Source organism: Mesorhizobium sp. M4A.F.Ca.ET.020.02.1.1 (assembly GCF_004022645.1).
GTDB lineage: Bacteria > Pseudomonadota > Alphaproteobacteria > Rhizobiales > Rhizobiaceae > Mesorhizobium.
The window spans coordinates 1-19614 of record NZ_RZOI01000035.1 but is presented as its reverse complement, the minus strand read 5'-3'; the positions used below and the strand labels follow the sequence as shown (position 1 = coordinate 19614).

Annotated in this window: 17 protein-coding genes; 6 read left to right on the top strand and 11 right to left on the bottom strand. The window is 64.8% G+C overall.

Annotation, left to right across the window (positions count from 1 at the left end; all coding sequences use genetic code 11):
- The 4 genes from EN742_RS04645 to EN742_RS04630 all read right to left on the bottom strand — a co-directional run.
- On the bottom strand, window positions 1–804 hold an 804-nt coding region (locus tag EN742_RS04645; protein WP_148670026.1), incomplete at its 3' end, for an NAD(P)-dependent oxidoreductase.
- A 2-nt stretch (window positions 805–806) separates the two neighbouring features.
- Window positions 807–1796 (bottom strand): 3-oxoacyl-[acyl-carrier-protein] synthase III C-terminal domain-containing protein, encoded by a 990-nt coding sequence (locus tag EN742_RS04640; protein WP_127407419.1) that lies wholly within the window; start codon window positions 1794–1796, stop codon window positions 807–809.
- A gap of 309 nt (window positions 1797–2105) precedes the next feature.
- Complete coding sequence (locus EN742_RS04635; RefSeq protein WP_127407418.1) at window positions 2106–2555, bottom strand: DNA polymerase III subunit chi; 450 nt, start codon at window positions 2553–2555, stop codon at window positions 2106–2108.
- 19 nt (window positions 2556–2574) lie between these two features.
- On the bottom strand, window positions 2575–4059 hold the full coding sequence (locus EN742_RS04630) for a leucyl aminopeptidase (RefSeq protein WP_127421041.1): 1485 nt from the start codon (window positions 4057–4059) through the stop codon (window positions 2575–2577).
- Window positions 4060–4407: 348 nt separating this feature from the next.
- On the opposite strand from EN742_RS04630, the gene lptF reads away from it, so the two are divergent.
- From lptF to rsmA, 6 genes are all read left to right on the top strand, one after another.
- Complete coding sequence (gene lptF, locus EN742_RS04625) at window positions 4408–5604, top strand: LPS export ABC transporter permease LptF (protein ID WP_126055640.1); 1197 nt, start codon at window positions 4408–4410, stop codon at window positions 5602–5604.
- A gap of 2 nt (window positions 5605–5606) precedes the next feature.
- Window positions 5607–6689 carry an LPS export ABC transporter permease LptG gene (gene lptG, locus EN742_RS04620; protein ID WP_126055641.1) on the top strand — a complete coding sequence of 361 codons (1083 nt, stop codon included), beginning with the start codon at window positions 5607–5609 and terminating at the stop codon, window positions 6687–6689.
- Window positions 6689–9115, top strand: a complete 2427-nt coding sequence (locus tag EN742_RS04615) for an LPS-assembly protein LptD (protein ID WP_189347282.1) — start codon at window positions 6689–6691, stop codon at window positions 9113–9115. The genes lptG and EN742_RS04615 overlap by 1 nt, the downstream gene beginning before the upstream one ends.
- Before the next feature lie 185 nt (window positions 9116–9300).
- Window positions 9301–10224, top strand: a complete 924-nt coding sequence (locus tag EN742_RS04610) for a peptidylprolyl isomerase (protein ID WP_126055643.1) — start codon at window positions 9301–9303, stop codon at window positions 10222–10224.
- Window positions 10225–10313: 89 nt separating this feature from the next.
- Window positions 10314–11342, top strand: coding sequence for a 4-hydroxythreonine-4-phosphate dehydrogenase PdxA (pdxA, locus tag EN742_RS04605; protein WP_128332492.1), 1029 nt, complete (start codon window positions 10314–10316; stop codon window positions 11340–11342).
- A gap of 25 nt (window positions 11343–11367) precedes the next feature.
- A complete protein-coding gene (gene rsmA / locus EN742_RS04600; protein ID WP_126055645.1) occupies window positions 11368–12198 on the top strand; it encodes a 16S rRNA (adenine(1518)-N(6)/adenine(1519)-N(6))-dimethyltransferase RsmA in 831 nt (276 codons plus the stop codon).
- A gap of 39 nt (window positions 12199–12237) precedes the next feature.
- Here the strand turns inward: rsmA and EN742_RS04595 are convergent, their stop codons facing one another.
- From EN742_RS04595 to EN742_RS04565, 7 genes are all read right to left on the bottom strand, one after another.
- On the bottom strand, window positions 12238–12612 hold the full coding sequence (locus EN742_RS04595) for a response regulator (RefSeq protein ID WP_127407454.1): 375 nt from the start codon (window positions 12610–12612) through the stop codon (window positions 12238–12240).
- Window positions 12609–12926 carry a hypothetical protein gene (locus EN742_RS04590; RefSeq protein ID WP_128332491.1) on the bottom strand — a complete coding sequence of 106 codons (318 nt, stop codon included), beginning with the start codon at window positions 12924–12926 and terminating at the stop codon, window positions 12609–12611. Before EN742_RS04590 ends, EN742_RS04595 begins: the two co-directional genes overlap by 4 nt.
- Window positions 12874–16176 (bottom strand): CheR family methyltransferase, encoded by a 3303-nt coding sequence (locus EN742_RS04585; protein WP_128332490.1) that lies wholly within the window; start codon window positions 16174–16176, stop codon window positions 12874–12876. Before EN742_RS04585 ends, EN742_RS04590 begins: the two co-directional genes overlap by 53 nt.
- Complete coding sequence (locus tag EN742_RS04580) at window positions 16130–17230, bottom strand: chemotaxis protein CheB (RefSeq protein ID WP_126055648.1); 1101 nt, start codon at window positions 17228–17230, stop codon at window positions 16130–16132. The genes EN742_RS04585 and EN742_RS04580 overlap by 47 nt, the downstream gene beginning before the upstream one ends.
- A gap of 253 nt (window positions 17231–17483) precedes the next feature.
- Window positions 17484–18158, bottom strand: coding sequence for a guanylate kinase (gmk, locus tag EN742_RS04575; protein WP_245455532.1), 675 nt, complete (start codon window positions 18156–18158; stop codon window positions 17484–17486).
- A 5-nt stretch (window positions 18159–18163) separates the two neighbouring features.
- Complete coding sequence (locus EN742_RS04570) at window positions 18164–19054, bottom strand: YicC/YloC family endoribonuclease (RefSeq protein ID WP_127399753.1); 891 nt, start codon at window positions 19052–19054, stop codon at window positions 18164–18166.
- A 245-nt stretch (window positions 19055–19299) separates the two neighbouring features.
- Window positions 19300–19614 (bottom strand): endolytic transglycosylase MltG (locus EN742_RS04565; protein ID WP_189375178.1); only part of this gene is annotated, 315 nt, incomplete at its 5' end.

Genomic DNA, 19614 nt, shown 5'->3' with positions numbered 1-19614 from the left:
CTCCATGGCGCTGGCGACAAGCATGGCCGGCCACAGCGGCACCCGCCGCCAGCGCGCCGTGATGCCGGCGCAGGCGCAGGCCTCGTCGGCGATGCGGCGCACCGGCAACACCTCGCCGCCGGAGATGTTGAAGACATGGCCCTCAGCCTCCCGGGGTGCTGCGAGCGCCACCATCACCGCATCGACGACGTCGTCGACATGAGTGAGGTCGATGCGCGCCCGGCCGTCGCGGAAGATCGGCAGCGGGCGGTTCTTCGCGGCCTTGATGAGGCGCGGCAAGAGCGCGCGGTCGCCGGCGCCGTAGATGCCGCGCGGCCTGAGCACCACAGGGTGGATGGCGGGCGCCGCCAGCACCAGCCGCTCGGCCTCGCGCTTGGTGCGGGCATAGTGGTTGACCGGGTCCGGCAAGGCCGCGTCCTCGGCAAGATCGAGCTGGTCGCGGAAGGCGAAGCACACGGACGGGCTGGAGATGTGGACGAAGCGGCTGATGCCTTGCCGGGTCGCGAAATCGAGGATGTTTCGCATCGCCGCGACATTGGCTGCCTCGAAATCCGCCAGCCGGCCGAATGGCGCGGAGAGCGCCGCGCAGTGGATGATCCGCTCGACCCTGCGGAGCCGCAGATCGAGCGCCCTGTCGAGCGGCAGCGACAGGTCGTGGCGGATGATCCGGTGGCCGGCGGTTTCCAGCGCCGCACAGCGCGCCGCATCGCGGCCGAGGCCAAGCGCCAGCGTGCCGGACGCGGCCAGCCTTGCCAGCACATGGGAGCCCAGAAAACCGCTGGCGCCGGTGACGAGCACGGCCATCGTCAGGCCTCCAGCGCCATGCCGCCGAAGGACACGCCGGCCGAAGTGCCGAGGAACAGCAGCCTGGCGCCCGGCGCGATCCGGCAGTCACGCCGCGCGACGTCCAGCGCGAAGGGAATGGAAGCAGCGACCTGGTTGCCGTAGCGGGCGGAGATGTCGACGAGTTTCTCCGGCGCGAAGCCGGTCTGGCGCGCCATATGCGCCAGCGCGAACGGGCTTGCCTGATGCGGCACGACGAGGTCGACGTCCTCGCGCCGCCAGCCGGCGCGCTGCAATAGCTCAGTGATGAAGCCGCTGAAGTGGCGCGAGGTGACGCGAAACAATTCCTTGCCGTCCATGTGGAACAGGCTGTGGCGGGCAAACTCCTCCGGCTGGCGCTTGAAGTCGAAACGCGTGCCGCCCGAGCCGATGCCGCAGGCCTCGTAGGCCGAGGGATAGGTGCGCATCAGACTGGCGACCACCCTGCCCTCACCCGGTCCGCCTTTTTGCAAAATCGCCGCTGCCGCGCCGTCGCCGAATAGCGCCGCGACCTCCGGTTGCTCCTTCCAAGGCAGAGCCCGCGAGGCGATCTCCGAGGAGAACACCAGCGCCGTGCTGAATTGCCCGGCCTCGACCAGGCGCGAAGCGGTTTCGAAGGCGGTGAGGAAGCCGAGGCAGGTGCTGTTGACGTCAAAGGCGGCCGCCGAGCCGTCAGCAAGGCCGAGGCGTTGCATGACCAGCGGCGCGGTCGCGGGCAGCGGCTGGTAAGGCACGCCGCAGCCGCCGATGATCAGGTCCACCGCGCCGGGTTTAACCCCTGCATCGGCGAGTGCAATGCGCGCCGCGGCGCAGGCCAGATCGATCTGCGTTTCGCCCTCGCAGACATAGCGCTCGACGACACCGGTGGCGGCTTCGAGCCGGCCCTCGGCAAGGCCAAGCCTTTCCTCCAGTGCGCGCGAGGTCACGCACCCTGCCGGCACCGCCCCGCCGGTTCCGATGATTTTGATCCGCATCCTCACCCCATCGTGAGCTTGCGTGCATCTAATGCATAAAGCGGTTCAGGTGCGATAGCCATGATGCCGGCCAGAGGTGAAGGCTAGCCGGACGGGAGTCGCTTTCGCGCTGATACCGTCCGTCGGCGCCGCCCCTCATTGCCCTACCGGGCATTTCTCCCCGTTTGACGGCGAGAAAGGCGCCATCACGGCTGGTTTCGCCAACTGCGGGCGTTGCAGGATGAGCCAACGGCGCGGCCATCCTCTTCCCCCTTCACCATACGGGGAGAAGGTGCCGGCAGGCGGATGAGGGGCGGCGCAGTATGGAACCTACGCCTTGCGCTCCCAGCGGCGGTCCGGCGTCTGCTGCCAGTAGGTCACGGTGTGGCCGGCTTCCTTCATCGTCTTCCAGTGGCCGCGTGCGCCTTCCAGTTGCGCGGCGTCATGGCCGTCGAACAGGAACACGGCGCGCTCGTACCCCGACAGGTCGGCGGGCACCGCGCCGTCGACCAGGAAGCGTATCTGCGCGGCGTTCGGGTTGCCCTCCCCCGTTGTGAGCAGGATCGGCTGCTCGGCCGGATAGGCTTCGCGGTCGGTGGCGTGCGCCAGGAAGGAATCGTCGCGGAAGATCCACAGATGTTGGTCGAGCGCGTCGCGCCGCTCCTCGGTGCCGGTCTGCACCACGGCGCGCCAGCCGCGATCGACACTGCGCTCGAGCAGCCCCGGCAGCGCCTCCTCCAGCGTCGATTCGGTCAGATGGTAGAACAGGATTTCGGCCATGATCGCGCCTCGAACGGCCTTATCCCTCGTAGTGGTCGCGCACGAGACGGTCGAGCAGCCGCACGCCAAAGCCCGAGCCCCAGGACTGATTGATCTCGCTCGGCGGCGAGCCCATCGCCGTGCCGGCGATGTCGAGATGCGCCCACGGTGTCTCCTTGACGAAGCGCTGCAGGAACTGCGCGGCGATGATGGCGCCGCCGTAGCGGCCGCCGATGTTCTTCATGTCGGCATTCTTGGAATCGATCAGCTTGTCGTATTCGGCGCCCAGCGGCATGCGCCACAGCCGCTCCTGCGTCGCTTGCCCGGCGCCCGCCAGACGGTCCGCCAGTTCGTCATTGTTGGAGAACAGGCCGGCATAGTGCTGGCCGAGCGCGACCATGATGGCGCCGGTCAGCGTCGCCAGGTTGATCATGAATCTCGGCTTGAAGCGGTCATTGGTGTACCAGAGAGCGTCGGCCAGCACGAGGCGGCCTTCGGCATCGGTGTTCAGAACCTCGATGGTCTGGCCCGACATCGAGGTGACGATATCGCCGGGGCGCTGGGCGTGGCCGTCGACGGCATTCTCGACCAGGCCGATGACGCCGATGACATTGGCCTTGGCCTTGCGGGCGGCAAGCGCGTGGATGAGCCCTGTGACGGCCGCGGCACCGCCCATGTCGCCTTTCATCTCCTCCATGCCTGATGCCGGCTTCATCGAATTGCCGCCGGTGTCGAAGGTGACGCCCTTGCCTATGAAGGCGACCGGCGCGTCCTTGGCCTTGCCGCCCTTCCAGTGCATTACGGCCATGCGGGCGCCGCGCGGCGAGCCTTGCGCGACGCCGAGCAGCGAGCCCATGCCGAGCTTCTTCATCTCCTTCTCGGTCAAAATCTCGACCTCGACACCGAGTGCCTCGAGTTCCTTGGCGCGCGCGGCGAACTCCACCGGGCCAAGCGCATTGGCCGGCTCGTTGACGAGATCGCGCGCGAGAAGCACGCCGCCAATCACCGCCGCCTCGTCGGCAAAGGCCTTTTTCGCAGCCGTGGGGTCGGCGCAGTGGATCGTCACCTTGACCGGCTTCTTCGGCTCGTCCTTGTCCTTCTTGGTCTTGTACTTGTCGAAGGAATAGCTGCGCAAAAGAATGCCCGCGGCGACGTTGGCGGCCTGCCTGCCGCCGGCCTCAGTGCCCGGAACATCGAACACGACGGCGACTTCGGTCGCCTTGCGCAGCGAGGCGGCAATGGTGCCGCCGAGCCTCAGCCATGCCTGGTCGTCGAGGGCGGAAGCCTTGCCGGCGCCGACCGCCACCAGGCGGTCGATCGAGGTGCCCTCCGGCGCCAGCACCTCGGCGACGGTGCCGAACTTGCCGGAAAAGTCGGCCACCGGGAACGCTCGAGCGAGCGCGCCGGCCGGGTCGCAAGCCTTGCCGGCTTTGCCTACGGCACCGTCGTCGGCCGCCAGCACGAAGACGCTGCCCCTTTTCGGCGCGGCGAATTTGGCGAAGGCAATAGAGGGTGTCGAATTCATCAGAACCTGCTTTCGGGGGTAGGTGCCGGACAACGGCTTTCAAGAGTGCGCGACATTTGGTCGTTTTCCATCATTTGGCAAGACTTTGGCCGAAATCGCAGCCTATATCGCCGCCGCAACCATCAGTGGATTCGTCGCGGCATGGCCCCGATCTCCTGCCGTAACATATTGTTAACCATCAATGTTTTGCATTTCTTATGCATTGCCCTCGACACTCCGGCCGGCCGGGGCGCGTGATGTGGAACAGGAACCAGGTCGAGGCGCCAATGCAGCCAGTTGTACTGCCGTCGCCGGATGACTACCTTGTCGGCGGGCATGATGCCGTTCGGCAAAATCGAGAAAGCCTTCATGAAGGTCGTTGAACGCTACATCATGCGTCGCGCATCGACGGTGTTCCTCGCTGCGCTGACCTGGACGCTGGCGATCGTGTGGACGACCCAGGTGCTGGCCAAGATCGATCTCGTCACCGACAGCGGCCAGTCGGCGCTGACCTTCTTCGAGGTCGCGGCGCTGATCATCCCGTCGATCATCCCGATCGTGGTGCCGTTCGCGCTGGTGGTGGCGGTGGCGCAGACGCTGAGCGTCATGAACACCGATTCGGAACTTGCCGTGATCAACGCCGCCGGCGCCTCGCGCTGGACGATCGCGCGGCCGATCCTGCTGCTGGCGCTCGCGGCCAGCGTCCTTTCCTTCGCCGTCGACAATGGCGTCGACCCCTATGCCAGGCAGAAGAACCGCCAGCTGGTGGCCTCGTCACGCGCCGACCTTCTTTCGCTGATCATCCAGGAAGGCACGTTTCGCAAGATCGACGACGGCCTGTTCCTGCAGGTCGGCGAACGCCTCCCGGACAACAGGCTCGGCGGCATCTTCGTGGCCGATTCGCGCGAGGAAGGCGCCAACCTGATCTACTACGCCAAGTCTGGCAGCATCATCGAAAAGGGCGACGAGAAGGTGCTGATGATGAATGACGGCGTCATCAACCGCAAATCGCTGACCGGCGACCTGTCGGTGATCCGCTTCACCTCCTACGCCTTCGACCTCTCTGCCTTCATGTCGGCGGCGAACGAGATCACGCTTCTGCCGAAGGACCGCACGACGCAGTATCTGCTCAACCCGGATCCCAACGACAAGATGTTCCAGCGCAAGCCGGCCAGCTACAGTGCCGAGCTCGACCAGCGCTTCTCCGAATGGTCCTACCCTCTGGTGTTCGCGCTGATCGCGCTGGCGGTGGCGGGCGACGCGCGCTCGCACCGGGAAGCGCGCATCCACCCGTTGATCACGGCCATCGCAATCGCCCTCTTCGTGCGCTGGCTTGGCTTCTTCGCCGCCGGCAAAGCCGACAAGGTGCCGCTCTATGCCTATATGGTCTACGGCGTGCCGATCGTGGCCTCGGCTGTCGCCACCTGGTTCATCGTTTCCTCGAGGTCGATGGAGCTGCCGGCAGCCTGGGCGGACTGGATGACCAACCTCGCCGGCCGCGTCGGCGAGACTTGGACCGCCGTCAAGCTGCGTCTTTCCCGGCGCGCCTCCGGCCAGAGGGTATGACGATGGGCTGGACGCTGGGCCGCTACTTCTTCTTCCGCTATGTGTCGATCACCATCTGGTTCTTCCTCGGCCTTCTGGCGCTGGTGTTCCTGATCGACTTCACCGAGCTGTCCGGCCGCACCACTGGCCTGCCCGGCTTCACCTATGGCACCGCCTTCGCCATTTCGGCGCTGAGGATGCCGATGATCATGCTGCAGACCGTGCCGTTCGTCGGCCTGTTCTCAGCGATGGCGACGCTGGTGTCGCTCAACCGCAAGTACGAGCTCGTCATCGCGCGCTCGGCCGGCGTCTCGGCTTGGCAGTTCCTGCTGCCCTGCTGCATCGGCGCGCTCCTGTTCGGCGTGCTGTCGGTCGGCGTGCTCAATCCCATCGCGGCGCACGGCTTCTCCTGGTCCGAGCAGATGGAAAACAAGTTGCGCGCCGGCAATTCCAACGCCGTCCCAGCCGACACGACGCCTTGGATCCGGCAAAAGACCGCTTCCGGTGACACCATCATCGGTGCCCGGGCGATCCTCAACCAGGGCCTGGAGATGGCCGACGCGGTCTTCTTCGTACTGGACCAGCAGGGCAATATCGTCGAGCGCAAGGACGCGGCGCGCGCCTTCCTGCGCGACGGCTATTGGGAACTACAGGACGTCAAGGTGTTCAAGGACGGCAATATCCGCCCGGCAACATCCGATCGGGTCGAGACCAACCTCAAGCCCGAATTCGTGCAGGAAAGGCTGGCGCGCCCGGAAACCATCCCCTTTTACGATCTGCCCGGCAAGATCGAGGTTGCCCGTTCCTTCGGGCTGAAGGCAAATGCCTTCGCCATGCAGTTTGATTCGCTGGTGGCGCTGCCGTTCCTCCTCGTCGCCATGACGCTGATTGCGGCAACAGTTTCAATGCGATTTGCGCGTATGGGGCAGTCGGCAACGATGATTCTGGGTGGCGTCCTCGCCGGCTTTCTGCTTTATGTCGTCTCGGTATTGGTCAAGGCATTCGGCGTGGCGGGATTCGTCCCTACGGCGGTGGCCGCATGGGTTCCGGTTGTCGTGGCTATGTTCTTCGGGGTGACATTTCTGCTATACAAGGAAGACGGCTAGTGAGGGAGGCGGTTTTGCGCAGCCATAGGCAGGCCGGTTTGGCACGCCTTTATGGGGCGAGCGCCTTGGCATGTCTGTTCGCCTGCGCGGCGCCGATGGCACCGGCGCTGGCGCAGGACGTCACCGACATGGCGACGAAGGTTCCCTCCGGCACGCAGATGCTGCTTGCCGCCGACACGCTCGTCTACAATAACGACAACAACACGGTGACCGCCGTCGGCGGCGTGCAGATCGACTACGGCGGCAACAAGCTCGTCGCCCAGCGGGTGGAATACAACCGCAACACAAAGCGCCTCGTCGCCAGCGGTGCGGTCGAGCTGATCAACAGCGACGGCACCAAGATCAATTCCGACCATATCGACATCACCGACGACTTCGCCGACGGCTTCGTCAACGCGTTGCGCGTCGAGACCGTCAACAAGGCCTATTTCGCCTCCGAAAGCGCGGAGCGCATGGGCGGCGTGCTGACCACCTTCCACAACGGCGTCTACACGGCTTGCGAACCCTGCGAGGACAAGCCGGACAGCGCGCCGACGTGGCGCGTCAAGGCGCGCAAGATCATCTGGAACGGCGAGAAGAAGACGGTCCGCTTCGAGAACGCGAATTTCGAGTTCTTCGGCTTCCCGCTCGCCTATCTGCCGGCCTTCGAGATCGCCGACCCGACGGTGAAGCGCAAGAGCGGCTTCCTGATCCCCGGTATCGTCTACAAGAGCGACCTCGGCATCGGCGTCAAGGTCCCCTACTACTTCGCCCTGTCGCCGACCTACGACCTCACCGTCACCGGCACCGGCTACACCAAGCAAGGTTTCCTCGGCGAGGCCGAGTGGCGCCAGCGCTTCAACAATGGCGAATACAGCCTGAAGATCGCCGGCATCCATCAGCAGGATCCCGACGCCTTCATCGACAGCGGCATCCGCAATGTCGATTCGGGCGCGGCGGGCGATCCGAACAAGTTCCGCGGCATGATGGGCACCAAGGGCCAGTTCGCCATAAATGAGCGCTGGAACTTCGGCTGGGACGTGCTGCTGCAGAGCGACAAGAATTTCTCACGCACCTATGCGATCGACGGCTACAGCGAGACCGTTCACCAGTCGTCGGTCTACCTGACCGGCCTCAACGACCGCAATTATTTCGACATCCGCGCCATGCGCTTCCAGGTGCAGGAAAACACGCTGGCCAGCGACCCGTCGGCGCGCAGTGGCCAGCAGCCCTGGGTTTTGCCGTCGCTCGACTATGCCTATATCCCCGATATGGCCGTGGCCGGCGGGCAATTGTCGATCAATGTCAATGCGCGGGTCATCAGCCGCGACTCTCTCGATGAATCCTTCACCGAGGCCTATAATTCGAGCACGCCCACGCTGCGCGTCCCCGGCATCGCCGGGCAGAATGGTCGCATGACGGCCGAAGCCGAATGGAAGCGCACGTTTACCACCGATGGTGGCCTGCAACTGACGCCGCTCCTGGCGCTGCGAGGCGACGCCAGCTATCTCAACGCCGACTCGGCCTCGCTCGCGGCCATAAACGAGATGGCTGCCAATCCCCTGATAGCCACCACCGCTGACATGAAGTCGTCGCTCGCCCGCTACATGGCGACCTTGGGTCTGGAAATGCGCTGGCCGGTCCTGTTCTCGATGGCGAACTCCAGCCACATCGTCGAGCCGATGGCGCAAGTGTTCGTGCGTCCCAACGAGCAGTATGTCGGCGGCCTCGCCGTTCCCAACGAGGATGCGCAGAGCTTCGTCTTCGACGCCACGACGCTGTTCGAGCGCGACAAGTTCTCCGGCTATGACCGCATGGAAGGTGGTACGCGCGCCAATGTCGGGTTCCGCTATTCCGGCGCCTACGGCAATGGCTGGAGCACCAACGCCATCTTCGGCCAATCCTACCAGCTCGGCGGCGAGAATTCATTCACCGCACCCGACCTGGTCAATGTCGGCGCTTATTCTGGCCTCGACAAGCCGACCTCCGACTATGTCGGCCTGATCGGCTTCAACAGCCCGAGCGGCTTCTCCGGCTCGCTCAGCGGCCGCTTCGATGAGCAGACCTTCGACGTGAGGCGCGCCGAGGTGAAGGCCGCCTATTCCGGCCTGCCGGTTTCGCTCACCGCCAAATATGCCTTCATCCAGGCGCAGCCGCTCTACGGCTTCGAGACCGATCGCCACGAAGTGACGCTCGGCGCCTCGACGCACCTTGCCGAGAACTGGCGCGTCTTCGGCACCGGCACCTACGACCTGAAGCAGAGCGTTCTGGTCAAGGACGGCGTCGGTTTTGCCTACAATGATTCCTGCTTTACGTATCTGATGACGTTCTCGGAATCGCGCGACCTTGCGACCAAGGAAGTGTCGCAGAATGTCGGCTTCAACCTGTCGTTCCGTACACTTGGCGATTTCGGTTCGTCGACCAGCGCCATCGACACCATCCAGTGACGGCGGGCCAACGACATGGTTTCGCCGCATAGGGCTGGCAGGGGTCTCAGTTACATTGCGCGTGCCCGCGAAATCGAAGCGATTTGCGGAAAGGATCATGCGCCAAATCAGGTACTGCAGTGTCCGTTGCGGGTCCGAGGGGACGCGCGGCGCTGTCGAAGCGGGACAGAATTGGGATAGGTGAGATGAGGAAATTCCTGTTTTCAGCAGGCTTCGCGCTGCTGGTGGCGGCGACCTCGGTTTCGATCATGGCGATGACGCCGCCTGCCTTCGCCAGCACGATCAAATATGTCGTCAACAACATACCGATCACCACAGGCGACATCGCGCACAGGGCCGCGTTCCTGAAGCTGCAGCACAAGAAGGGCGACGCCGGGCAGGAGATGATCGACCAGACGCTGCGCCTGGCCGAAGCCAAGCGGCTCGGAATCCGCATCACCGACGCCCAGGTCGACGCCGCCTATCAGCGCTTTGCCACCACCAACAAGATGCAGCTCAAGCAGCTCGACGGCATCATGGCACAGTCGGGCGTGACCAAGGAGCACTTCAAGGACTTCATCCGCACCCAGATGGCCTGGAACCAGGCGCTGGCGGCCCGCTATCGCTCCGGCGAGGGCGGCGCGGTGACTGAGCAGGACGCAGTGCGGCGCATGCTGGACAAGGGCGGCAGCAAGCCGACCGCCATGGAATATATGCTGCAGCAGGTGATTTTCGTGGTGCCTGCCTCGGAGCGCAGCGCGACGCTCGCCAAGCGCAAGCGCGAGGCCGACGCCATGCGCGCCCGCTTCAATGGCTGCAACACCACGCGTGAATTCGCCAAGGGGCTGATCGACGTAACCGTGCGCGATCTCGGCCGCGTGCTGGCGCCGCAGTTGCCGGCTGACTGGGCCGACCAGATCAAGGCGACCAAGGTCGGCGGCGCCACCGCCACGCGCGAAACCGAGCGCGGCATCGAGTTCATCGGCATCTGCTCGTCGCGCGAAGTGTCCGACGACAAGGCAGCGCAGATGGTGTTCCAGAGCGAGGGCGGCAACGATAAGGACGCCGACGAGCTTTCGAAGAAATATGTCGACGAGCTGCGGAAGAAGGCCAAGATCGTCGAGCGCTAGATTGGCAGGGTTTTGGGCGTGAGTGAACGAGACGACAGAGCCACCTCCTGTCCATACCCGGGCAGAACGCCCCGCAAGACGGCCTAGACATGCGCGAGACCGATGCCCCGCTGGCCGTGAGCGTTGGCGATCCTTCCGGCGTCGGCCCGGAAATCGCCATCGCAGCCTGGCTCGCCGGTGAAAGTGCCGGCGTGCCGCCCTTCTACCTGCTTGCCGATCCGGCCCTGATCTCGGCGCGAGCGCGCCATATCGGCGCCAGCATAGCCATCGTCGAAACGCTGCCTGCGCAGGCCGCGCGGATCTTTTCCCGGGCGTTGCCGATCATCCCGCTCGACGCCGGCCATGTCGACAATCCCGGGCGGCCCGACACGGCCAATGCCGCCGGCACCATCGAGGCCATCGACCGCGCAGTGGCCGACTGCCTTGCCGGGCGCGCCGCGGCGGTGGTCACCTGCCCCATCGCCAAGAAGCCGCTCTACGATGCCGGCTTCCGCTTTCCCGGCCACACCGAATATCTGGCGCATCTGGCGGCACGGCAGACTGGCGTCGAGGTGACGCCGGTGATGCTGCTTGCAGGCCCGGAGTTGCTCACGGTCCCGGTCACCATCCACATCGCGCTCGCCGATGTACCCAAGGCGCTGACCACGGAGCTGATTGTCGCCACCGGACGCATCACCGCCGCCGATCTTGAGAACCGCTTCGGCATCGCCAGGCCGAGGCTCGCGGTCGCCGGCCTCAACCCGCATGCCGGAGAGGGCGGCACGATAGGGCTGGAGGACAATCTGGTCATCCGTCCGGCGATCGAACAACTGAAGGCGGAAGGCATCGATGCGTTCGGGCCGCTGCCGGCCGACACCATGTTCCACCCGCGGGCGCGGGCCGGCTATGACGCGGCGCTCTGCATGTACCACGACCAGGCGCTGATCCCGGCCAAGGCGCTGGCCTTCGACGAGGCAGTCAACGTCACCCTCGGGCTGCCCTTCATCCGCACCTCGCCCGACCACGGCACCGCCTTCGACATTGCCGGGCAGGGAATTGCGCGCGCCGACAGCCTGATCGCGGCACTGAAGCTCGCCCGCCGGCTGGCCGACAGCGGGGCGGAGGCTGCCGCCGCATGAGCCGCATCGCGATGAGCCCGGCCGCATGACGATCGACGGCCTGCCGCCGCTGCGCGAGGTGATCGAGCGCCATGGGCTGCAGGCAAAGAAGGCGCTCGGCCAGAATTTCCTGCTCGACCTCAATCTGACCGGCAAGATCGCACGCGCCGCCGGCGACCTCGCCGACACCACCGTGATCGAGGTCGGACCCGGCCCCGGCGGATTGACGCGGGCGCTGCTGTTCAATGGCGCCAGGCGGGTCGTCGCCATCGAGCGCGACGAGCGCTGCCTGGAGGCGCTGGCGCAGGTCTCCAATCACTATCCCGGCCGGCTGGAGGTCATCCCCGGCGATGCGCTGAAGACGGATTTCGCCGCGCTTGCCGGAGATGCCGGCGGACCGGTGAAGATCGTCGCCAACCTGCCCTACAATATCGGCACGGAACTCCTGATCCGCTGGCTGACGGTTTCCGAATGGCCGCCCTTCTACCAGTCGATGACGCTGATGTTCCAGCGCGAGGTGGCCGAGCGCATCACCGCTGCCCCAGGCAGCGACGCCTATGGGCGGCTCGGCGTGCTGGCCGGCTGGCGCACGCAGGCCAGGATCGCTTTCGACGTGCCGCCGCAGGCCTTCACCCCCCCGCCGAAGGTGACGTCGTCGGTGGTGCACCTGGTGCCGCGCGCAACACCCTTGCCGGTCGAGGCAAGGAAGCTCGGCCGCGTCACCGAGGCGGCTTTTGGTCAGCGCCGGAAAATGCTGCGGCAAAGCGTGAAAAGCCTGGGCGGCGAGGCCTTGCTGGTGCGCGCCGGCATTGATCCGACCCGCCGCGCCGAGACGCTCGATGTCGAGGAATTTGTAAGGCTGACGAACGCGATCTGATGCGCTCTTTCCATCTGCACTTGCGCGAGAAAGGGAGAATCAGCGCCTGCGAAAATGCGCGACCGCTTCGGTCAGCGCCTTGGGATCGACGGGCTTCGACAGTCTGGGCGACTGCCGGAACGCATCGGGAAAGACGCTCGAGCTGTCGTAACCGGTCAGGAACAGGAAAGGGATGCCGCGCGAAGCCAGCAACTCGGCTATCGGAAAGCTCCGTTCGCCGTTCAGATTGACGTCCAGGACGGCGCCGTCCAGCTCGATGCCATCAATCTCCTGCAGGGCCTGTTCCACCGACGCGGCGGGGCCGATCACCTCGCAGCCTGAATCCGTCAACTGATCCGAGAGGTCGAGCGCGACCAGGAACGCATCCTCGACGACGAGAATGTGCAGACCGGAAAGAGACCTTTGCTCATTCATACCTTGCCTGGAGCAGGCAGGGACAAATAGTCGATCATTTCCGACTTGGGCAGTGGAATGCGCAAAAGGCACTCCAACCCGGAGGGTTTGAACTGCAAATCGACATTTCCACCTAGCTCGTACTCCAAACTCTGCTGGATGAAAGTGGTTCCAAAACTTCTTTTCGGCGGCCCCTTCACCTTCGGCCCGCCGCTCTCCTTCCAGTCGATCGACAGGGTTTCCGAGCCTTCGATGCGCCAGGAAACCTCCACGCGGCCCTTTTCAGCGGAAAGCGCGCCATATTTGGCGGCGTTGCTGGCCAGTTCGAAGAACACCAGGCCGAGCGTGGCCGCCGCGCTCGCATTCCTTGCCGCCGTAGGAAGACAGCGTCGCCCGCACCAGATTTTCGAGGTCGGCGCCTCCCCATTGATAGGAAGCCAGCAATTCGTGCGTGCGGGCCATCGCCTGCAGGCGGGCGTGGAAGGCGCTCGCGAAATCGTCGAGCGAACCCGATGAACGCACCATGCGCGAGGTGAGCGCCGTGACGGTGGCGAGGATGTTTTTCACGCGATGCTGCAATTCGTGCAGCAGCCGCTCCTGGTTGCGCTCGGCATCCTTGTGGCTGGATATGTCGATGACGGCGGCGATCGCGCCGCGCACATTGCCGAATTCGTCGAACAGCGGGTTGGCCGACATCGTCACGTCGACGTTGTCGCCATTGGCGCGCGCGATCCGCGCTTCAAAACCGGGAATGGCCTTGCCTGTCCGCATCACCTTCAGCAAGGGTTGATCGGCGGCGCCCACCGCGCTGCCGTTCATCATCAGCGGCAGGACGGCGGGCATGGAACTGAGCTTGTCGTCTGTGGCGGGCCGGCCTGCGAGCTCCACCGCATGGCGATTGGCGCGGATCTCCTCGCCATTGCCGTCCTCGGCGATGAAAATGCCGACCGGCACGAGATCGAGGAGGGTCTCCAGGCTGTCGACACGATTGCGCAGGTCATGCGAGAGCGCGCCGATCTTCTCCTCCGCCTGCGCTATCTGCGTGACATCGACAAAAGTGACGACCACGCCGGCGATGACATTGTCAACGGTGCGGTAGGGCAGCACACGCATGATGTAGCGCCGACTGCCTTCGGCACCCTCGATCTGACGCTCGATGGTGCCCAAACGCCGCAGAACCTGCTCGATATCGGCCTGCAGGCCGTCGGCGGCAAAGCGTGGGCGCACATGCGCAAGCGGCCGGCCTACGTCGCTTTCGACCAGCCTGAACAGATCCCGCGCCGTTGGCGTGAAACTCTTGATGCAGAGGTCGCGGTCGAGGAACACGGTCGCGATCTGCGTGCTCTCCAGAAGATTGGCCATGTCGTTGTTGGCGCGGCTGAGCTCGTCGACGCGGATGTTGAGCTCGGCGTTGACGGTCTGCAGTTCCTCGTTGATCGACTGCAGCTCTTCCTTCGAGGTTTCCAGCTCCTCGTTGGACGACTGCAGCTCCTCATTGATGGAAGACAGCTCCTCGTTGGAGGACTTCAGCTCCTCATTGGAGGATTCAAGCTCCTCCGTCGTGATCTGCAGGCGCTCCTTGGTTTCCCGGAGCTCCTTTTCGAGTTGGCTGACATTGGCGCTTTCGACGTCGTCGGTGGTGTGGACGGGCTCGCTTTCGGGCTCCGGCTTGATGCCACCGACATCGCGGAACACCAGCATGTAGAGCGGGTCCGAGCCGGCCTCGGCCGGCAGCGGCTGCACGACGAGGCTGATCACCTGGCGGCCGCCATTGGTGCCGATGTTGATCTTGTTCTGGATCGCCACCTGGCCGGTGCTGACCGCCTTGTGCAACGCCGCCCTCAAGTCCATCCGCAGCCCGCGCCGCGCCATGGAAAAGACGTTGGAGTCCGGAGCGCCGGCGGCAAGCTCCAGATATTTTCCCGTGCCGCCCGAAATGTGGATGAGTTCGCCGGCAGCGTTGATCACCACATAGGCGGGCGAATAGCGGTCGAGCAGCAGCCGTTCGGCGCTTTCCTGCAGGGTTCCGGTCGTCGCTCGCTGGCGCACATGCGGGGCCTGCCGGGCCGCGGCGGCGAGCGGGAATTCAGGCAGCCGCTGCGCCGTGATGCCGGCACGCTTCTGGAACAGGCGACTGGGCTTGTCGATCGTCGAAAACAGCCGCCCGTGACGGGTGACGTTCTCGGAGGATCCGAGGAACAGGTAGCCATTGTTGCGCAGGGCGTAGTGGAAGATCGGCACGATCTTCTCCTGCAACTCCGGACCCATATAGATCAGCAGGTTGCGGCAGGCGATCAGGTCGAGCTTGGAAAAGGGCGGGTCGCGCAGCAGGTTGTGCGACGAAAACAGGCAGACCTCGCGAAGCTCGGACGCGACACGGTAGGTACCGTCCTCGCGGGAGAAGAATTCTTTCAGCCGCTTCGGCGTGATGTCGGTCGCGATGGTTGCCGGATAGCGCCCGGCGCGGGCAACTTCCAGAGCGCGCTCGTCGATATCGGTGGCGAAGATCTGTAGGTTGGGCGAAGCGGCACCGCGCGGCGCGTTCTCCCTGAGCAGCATGGCAATCGAATAGGCTTCCTCGCCGGTGGCGCAGCCCGGCACCCAGACCCTGATCGTCTCGTCCGGCTTGCGTCCCTCGAAAAGCCTGGGGATGACAAGGCGCTCCAGCGCATCGAACGCATGCGGATCGCGAAAGAAGCTGGTCACGCCGATGAGGAGGTCCTGGAACAGGAGATCCACCTGCTGCGGCTCCTCGCGCAGCCTTTCGTAGAAGGCAGCCGGATCGTCGATCTGCAGCACCTGCATGCGGCGCTGGATGCGCCGCAGGATCGTGTTGTCCTTGTAGCCGCTGAAATCATGACCGGTGCGCATGCGAAGCAAGGCGGCGATCCGCGAAAGCTGCTCGGCGACGTCGCGCTTGTGGCGGTCGCGCTCGCTGTCGATGCGGCTGGGGTGGCGGAAATAGCTGACCAGCTTCTCGGCCATGTCCTCGGCCGGAACCACCATGTCGACGAGCCCGCTCTGGACGGCGCTGCGCATCATGCCGTCATACTCGGCGCTTTCCTGCGCGAGCGTGAGCCCGCCGCGCTCCTTGATCGCCCGCAGCCCGATCGTGCCGTCGCTGCCCGTCCCGGAAAGGATGATGCCGGCCGCGTTTTCCACCTGCTCCTGCGCAAGCGAGGTGAAGAAGTCGTCGATCGGCGTTCGCCTGGCGCGCGTGGTCGCCATTCTGGCGACGTGGAAACGACGGTTTTCGACTGTCACCGAGACCCCCGGCGGGATCACGTAGATCTTGTCCGGCTCGATCTCTATACCCTCGGCCGCGGTGTGCGTCTCGATCGAGGTGCAACGCTGGATGATGCTTGCCAGCACGCTCTCATGCTCGGCGTCCAGATGCTGGATCACCACATAGGCAAAACCGCTGTCGGCCGGAACTTCCGGAAAGAATTTCTGCAGTGCCCCGATGCCACCCGCCGACGCGCCTATGCCGATGATGGGAAAGGACCCATCGGCAGGCGCTCTCGTGCCATCGTCTTGGCTAGCCCGCTTTTTCCTTCCTGCTGCCTTCTTCGGTGATTGCGCCATCGTCCGTTACCTGCGTTCGCCTGCTTTCCAGGATGCGCTCGATCACCCTGGCGTCCGCCTCGTATTCCTTGGCTCTTTTGTCCCACTGCGTGGCGAACTGTGAGCGACCCTTCGTCTTTTCTCGCTCGGCCATGCGCCGGGTGAATTCGGCACGCTGCTGATGCGAGCGCAGCAGGCTCCACAATATCTCGTCCGCCTCGACCGCCTGGGCCTCCATCATCGCGTCGGCGGTGAAGGCATGCCCGGTATGGCACCGATAGCGCAGCATGTCACCGTCTTCGATCTCCCACAGGGGCCCGTGGCATTCCGGACATGTAAACACCGACAATTCGCCGAGTCGATCTTCTTTCTTCATGGTCGAATGCTCCTGCGCGGCGACCGCCGCCTCCAGCCTGACACTGGACGGGGCGGGCAAGGTTTTGCCAGCCGGCTCGGCTGCCAGCCTTGCCAGCAAGCCACCCAGCTGCGCGGCGGGCAGACAATGGTCGACATCGACATGATGCAGCGCGCTTCGCACCATAGCCGGCACCAGCGTGTCGCTCGGGTGCTGGACGACGGCCAGCCCGCCGACCGCCTTGATGGCCCTGAGGCCCGCCGTGCCATCGGAAAGGGAGCCTGACAACAGCACGCCGATGACACTGGCGCCGTAGCTCAGCGCGGCCGACCGGAAAAGCGGGTCGATGGCCGGCCGAGCCAGATTTTCGCGCGGTCCGCGTCTCAGCATCATGTGGTCGCCATGCAGCAGAAGGTGGAAGCCCGGGGGAGCCACATAGACATTGCCGGTCTTGAAGGTCGCGCCGTTCCTGGCGACCGAGGTCTTCAGCCGGGCGGCGCGATCAAGGATTTCCGCCAGATAGCTGACCTGGCCGACATGCAGCACGACGAACACGGCTGCCGGCAGATCGGCGGGCAGGTCGCTGACGATCAGCTTCAGCGGTTCCACCCCACCGGCGGAGGCGCCGATTACGATGACGAAGCGGTTGAGCGCGGCAGGCGTCGCCCTGCGTGTCTCATCGTCGTCTGCGGCTGCGACTGGTTCTCGCACTTCGGCCATTGCACCATACCAGCGTCACGGAACGCGCTCCCCCTCGGCCTCAAATCAACAATGGGCGAAGGGAAACTATGTTCCACGGCAATCCCCCTGCCGCCACAAGCAAGAGGGATGGCGGTAAGCACAATTCCAGGAAAAGTGCGTACCGGCTTTCCGTCCGGAATTGCGTAAAAACAAATACTTAGAGCGAGGTCAGCGATTCCATGAAACACTGAGCCGCACTAGCCGCGCGGCTCGGCGAGGCTAAAATGCCGCTCTACTCCGTCTTCTCGTCCAGCAGCCCCGAGACGAAGTCGAACAGGCCGGGGCGGCGATCGCGGCGCAGGCGCTCGGCGGTGACGATGCCGCGCACCTCGGCGAAGGCGCGGTCGAGATCGTCGTTGACGATGACGAAATCGTATTCCTTCCAGTGCTCGATCTCGAGGCGGGCGTTCTTCAGCCTGGTTTCTATCACCTGCTCCTGGTCCTCGGCGCGGCGCTTCAGCCGCGCCTTCAATTCCTTCATAGACGGCGGCAGGATGAAGATCGAGACGATGTCGGCGCGCATCTTCTCCTTGAGCTGCTGGGCGCCCTGCCAGTCGATGTCGAACAGCATGTCGCGTCCCTGCGCCAGCGCCAGTTCCGCCGGCTCGCGCGGCGTGGCGTAGCAGTTGCCGTGCACCTCGGCCCATTCGAGCAGGGCGTCGGAATCGCGCAGCCGCTCGAACTCGCGCATGGTGCGGAAGTGATAGTGTACGCCTTCGATCTCCGAGCCGCGGCGCGGCCTGGTGGTGACGGAAACCGACAGCTCCAGGCTGGTATCTTTTTCCAGGAGGTTGCGCGCGATCGTCGACTTGCCGGCGCCGGATGGCGACGACAGGACCAGCATCAGACCGCGGCGGCGGATGCGGGCCCCCAGATCCCTGGCAACCATCGGCTCCTTGGCAACCATCCGGGTCACTCCAGATTCTGAACCTGTTCACGAAACTGATCGACGACCGCCTTCAGTTCCAACCCGATGGCGGTGACCGCAGCGGCATTCGACTTCGAGCACAGCGTATTCGATTCGCGGTTGAATTCCTGCGCCAGAAAATCGAGCTTGCGGCCGATGGCGCCGCCATTGGCAAGCAGCACACGCGCGGAAGCGACATGCGTCTTCAGCCGGTCGATCTCCTCGCGAATGTCGGCCTTGGTGGCGAGGAAGGCCGCTTCCTGGTGCAGGCGGCTGGCGTCGAGATTGGCCGATGCGTCCATCAACAGGCGGACCTGCTCGGCGATGCGGTCGCGGATCGCCGCCGGCTCGCGCGACGGATCGGCCTCGGCCTTCAGCGTCAGCGCCTCGATGGCGTCGATGTGGCCGGCAAGCAGCAAACGCAGCGCGGCGCCCTCGCCCTGGCGCGCCATTTCCAGCCCGGTCAGCACCGTTTCGAGCGACGCAAGAATAGCGCCGTCGAGCGCCGCCCGCGCCTCCTCGGTTTCGATGGTCTCGGGAATGTCGAGCACGCCACGTAGCGCAAGCAGCCCGTCGGCGGTGGCGGGAGCAACACCAAACTGTTCCTGCAGGCGCTTGGCAAGCCCGGCCAGATCCTTGAGGAAGGCCTCGTTGACCACCGGCTGCACCTGATGGCCGGCAGCGCGGCCGACCGTCAGCGTCGCCTGGAAATTGCCGCGCGAAAAACGCTTCTGGATCGTCTGCCGAACGGCCGGCTCCAGCCGCTCGAAGCCTTGCGGCAGCCGCAATCTGACTTCGATGCTCTTGCCGTTGACCGACTTCACCTCCCAGGCGATCGAATTGCCGTCATATTCGGCGACCGCCCGTGCAAAACCGGTCATGCTTTGCAGATTCATGATGCCCTTGCGCCCCCTTGCGCGCGGCCGCGGATGACCGCGCAACCGATGCGGTCCAGCGTTTCATGGAATCGCCCAACCGCTCCAACTATTTGTTTCCACGCAATTCCAGACGGAAAACCGTTCCGTGCTTTTCCTGGAATTGCTCCATAAACTCAGCGCTCTCCAATCAGGCGCCGCCGTCAAAATATCAATGCGCCCCTTGCCGCCGAGTGCCAAGGGACAAGTTCAAAAACCGTTTATCGCTATTGGGCGGCGCCCGCATCGCCGCCGGCGTCGCCACCCGCATCCCCATCGGCCGGCGCGTCGGTCTGGCCCTCGACCTTTGCGGCGCCGGCCTTGGCGGCGTCCTCGGCCTGCTTCTTCTGCAGCGCGCGGTAGCGGGCAACGTTCTGGTTATGCTCTTCGAGCGTCGCGGCGAAGACGTGGCCGCCAGTGCCGTCGGCGACGAAATAGAGGTCATCGGTCTTCGACGGGTTGGCGACGGCCTCAAGCGCCGCTCGGCCTGGGTTGGCGATCGGCGTCGGCGGCAGGCCGTTGATCAGATAGGTGTTGTAGGG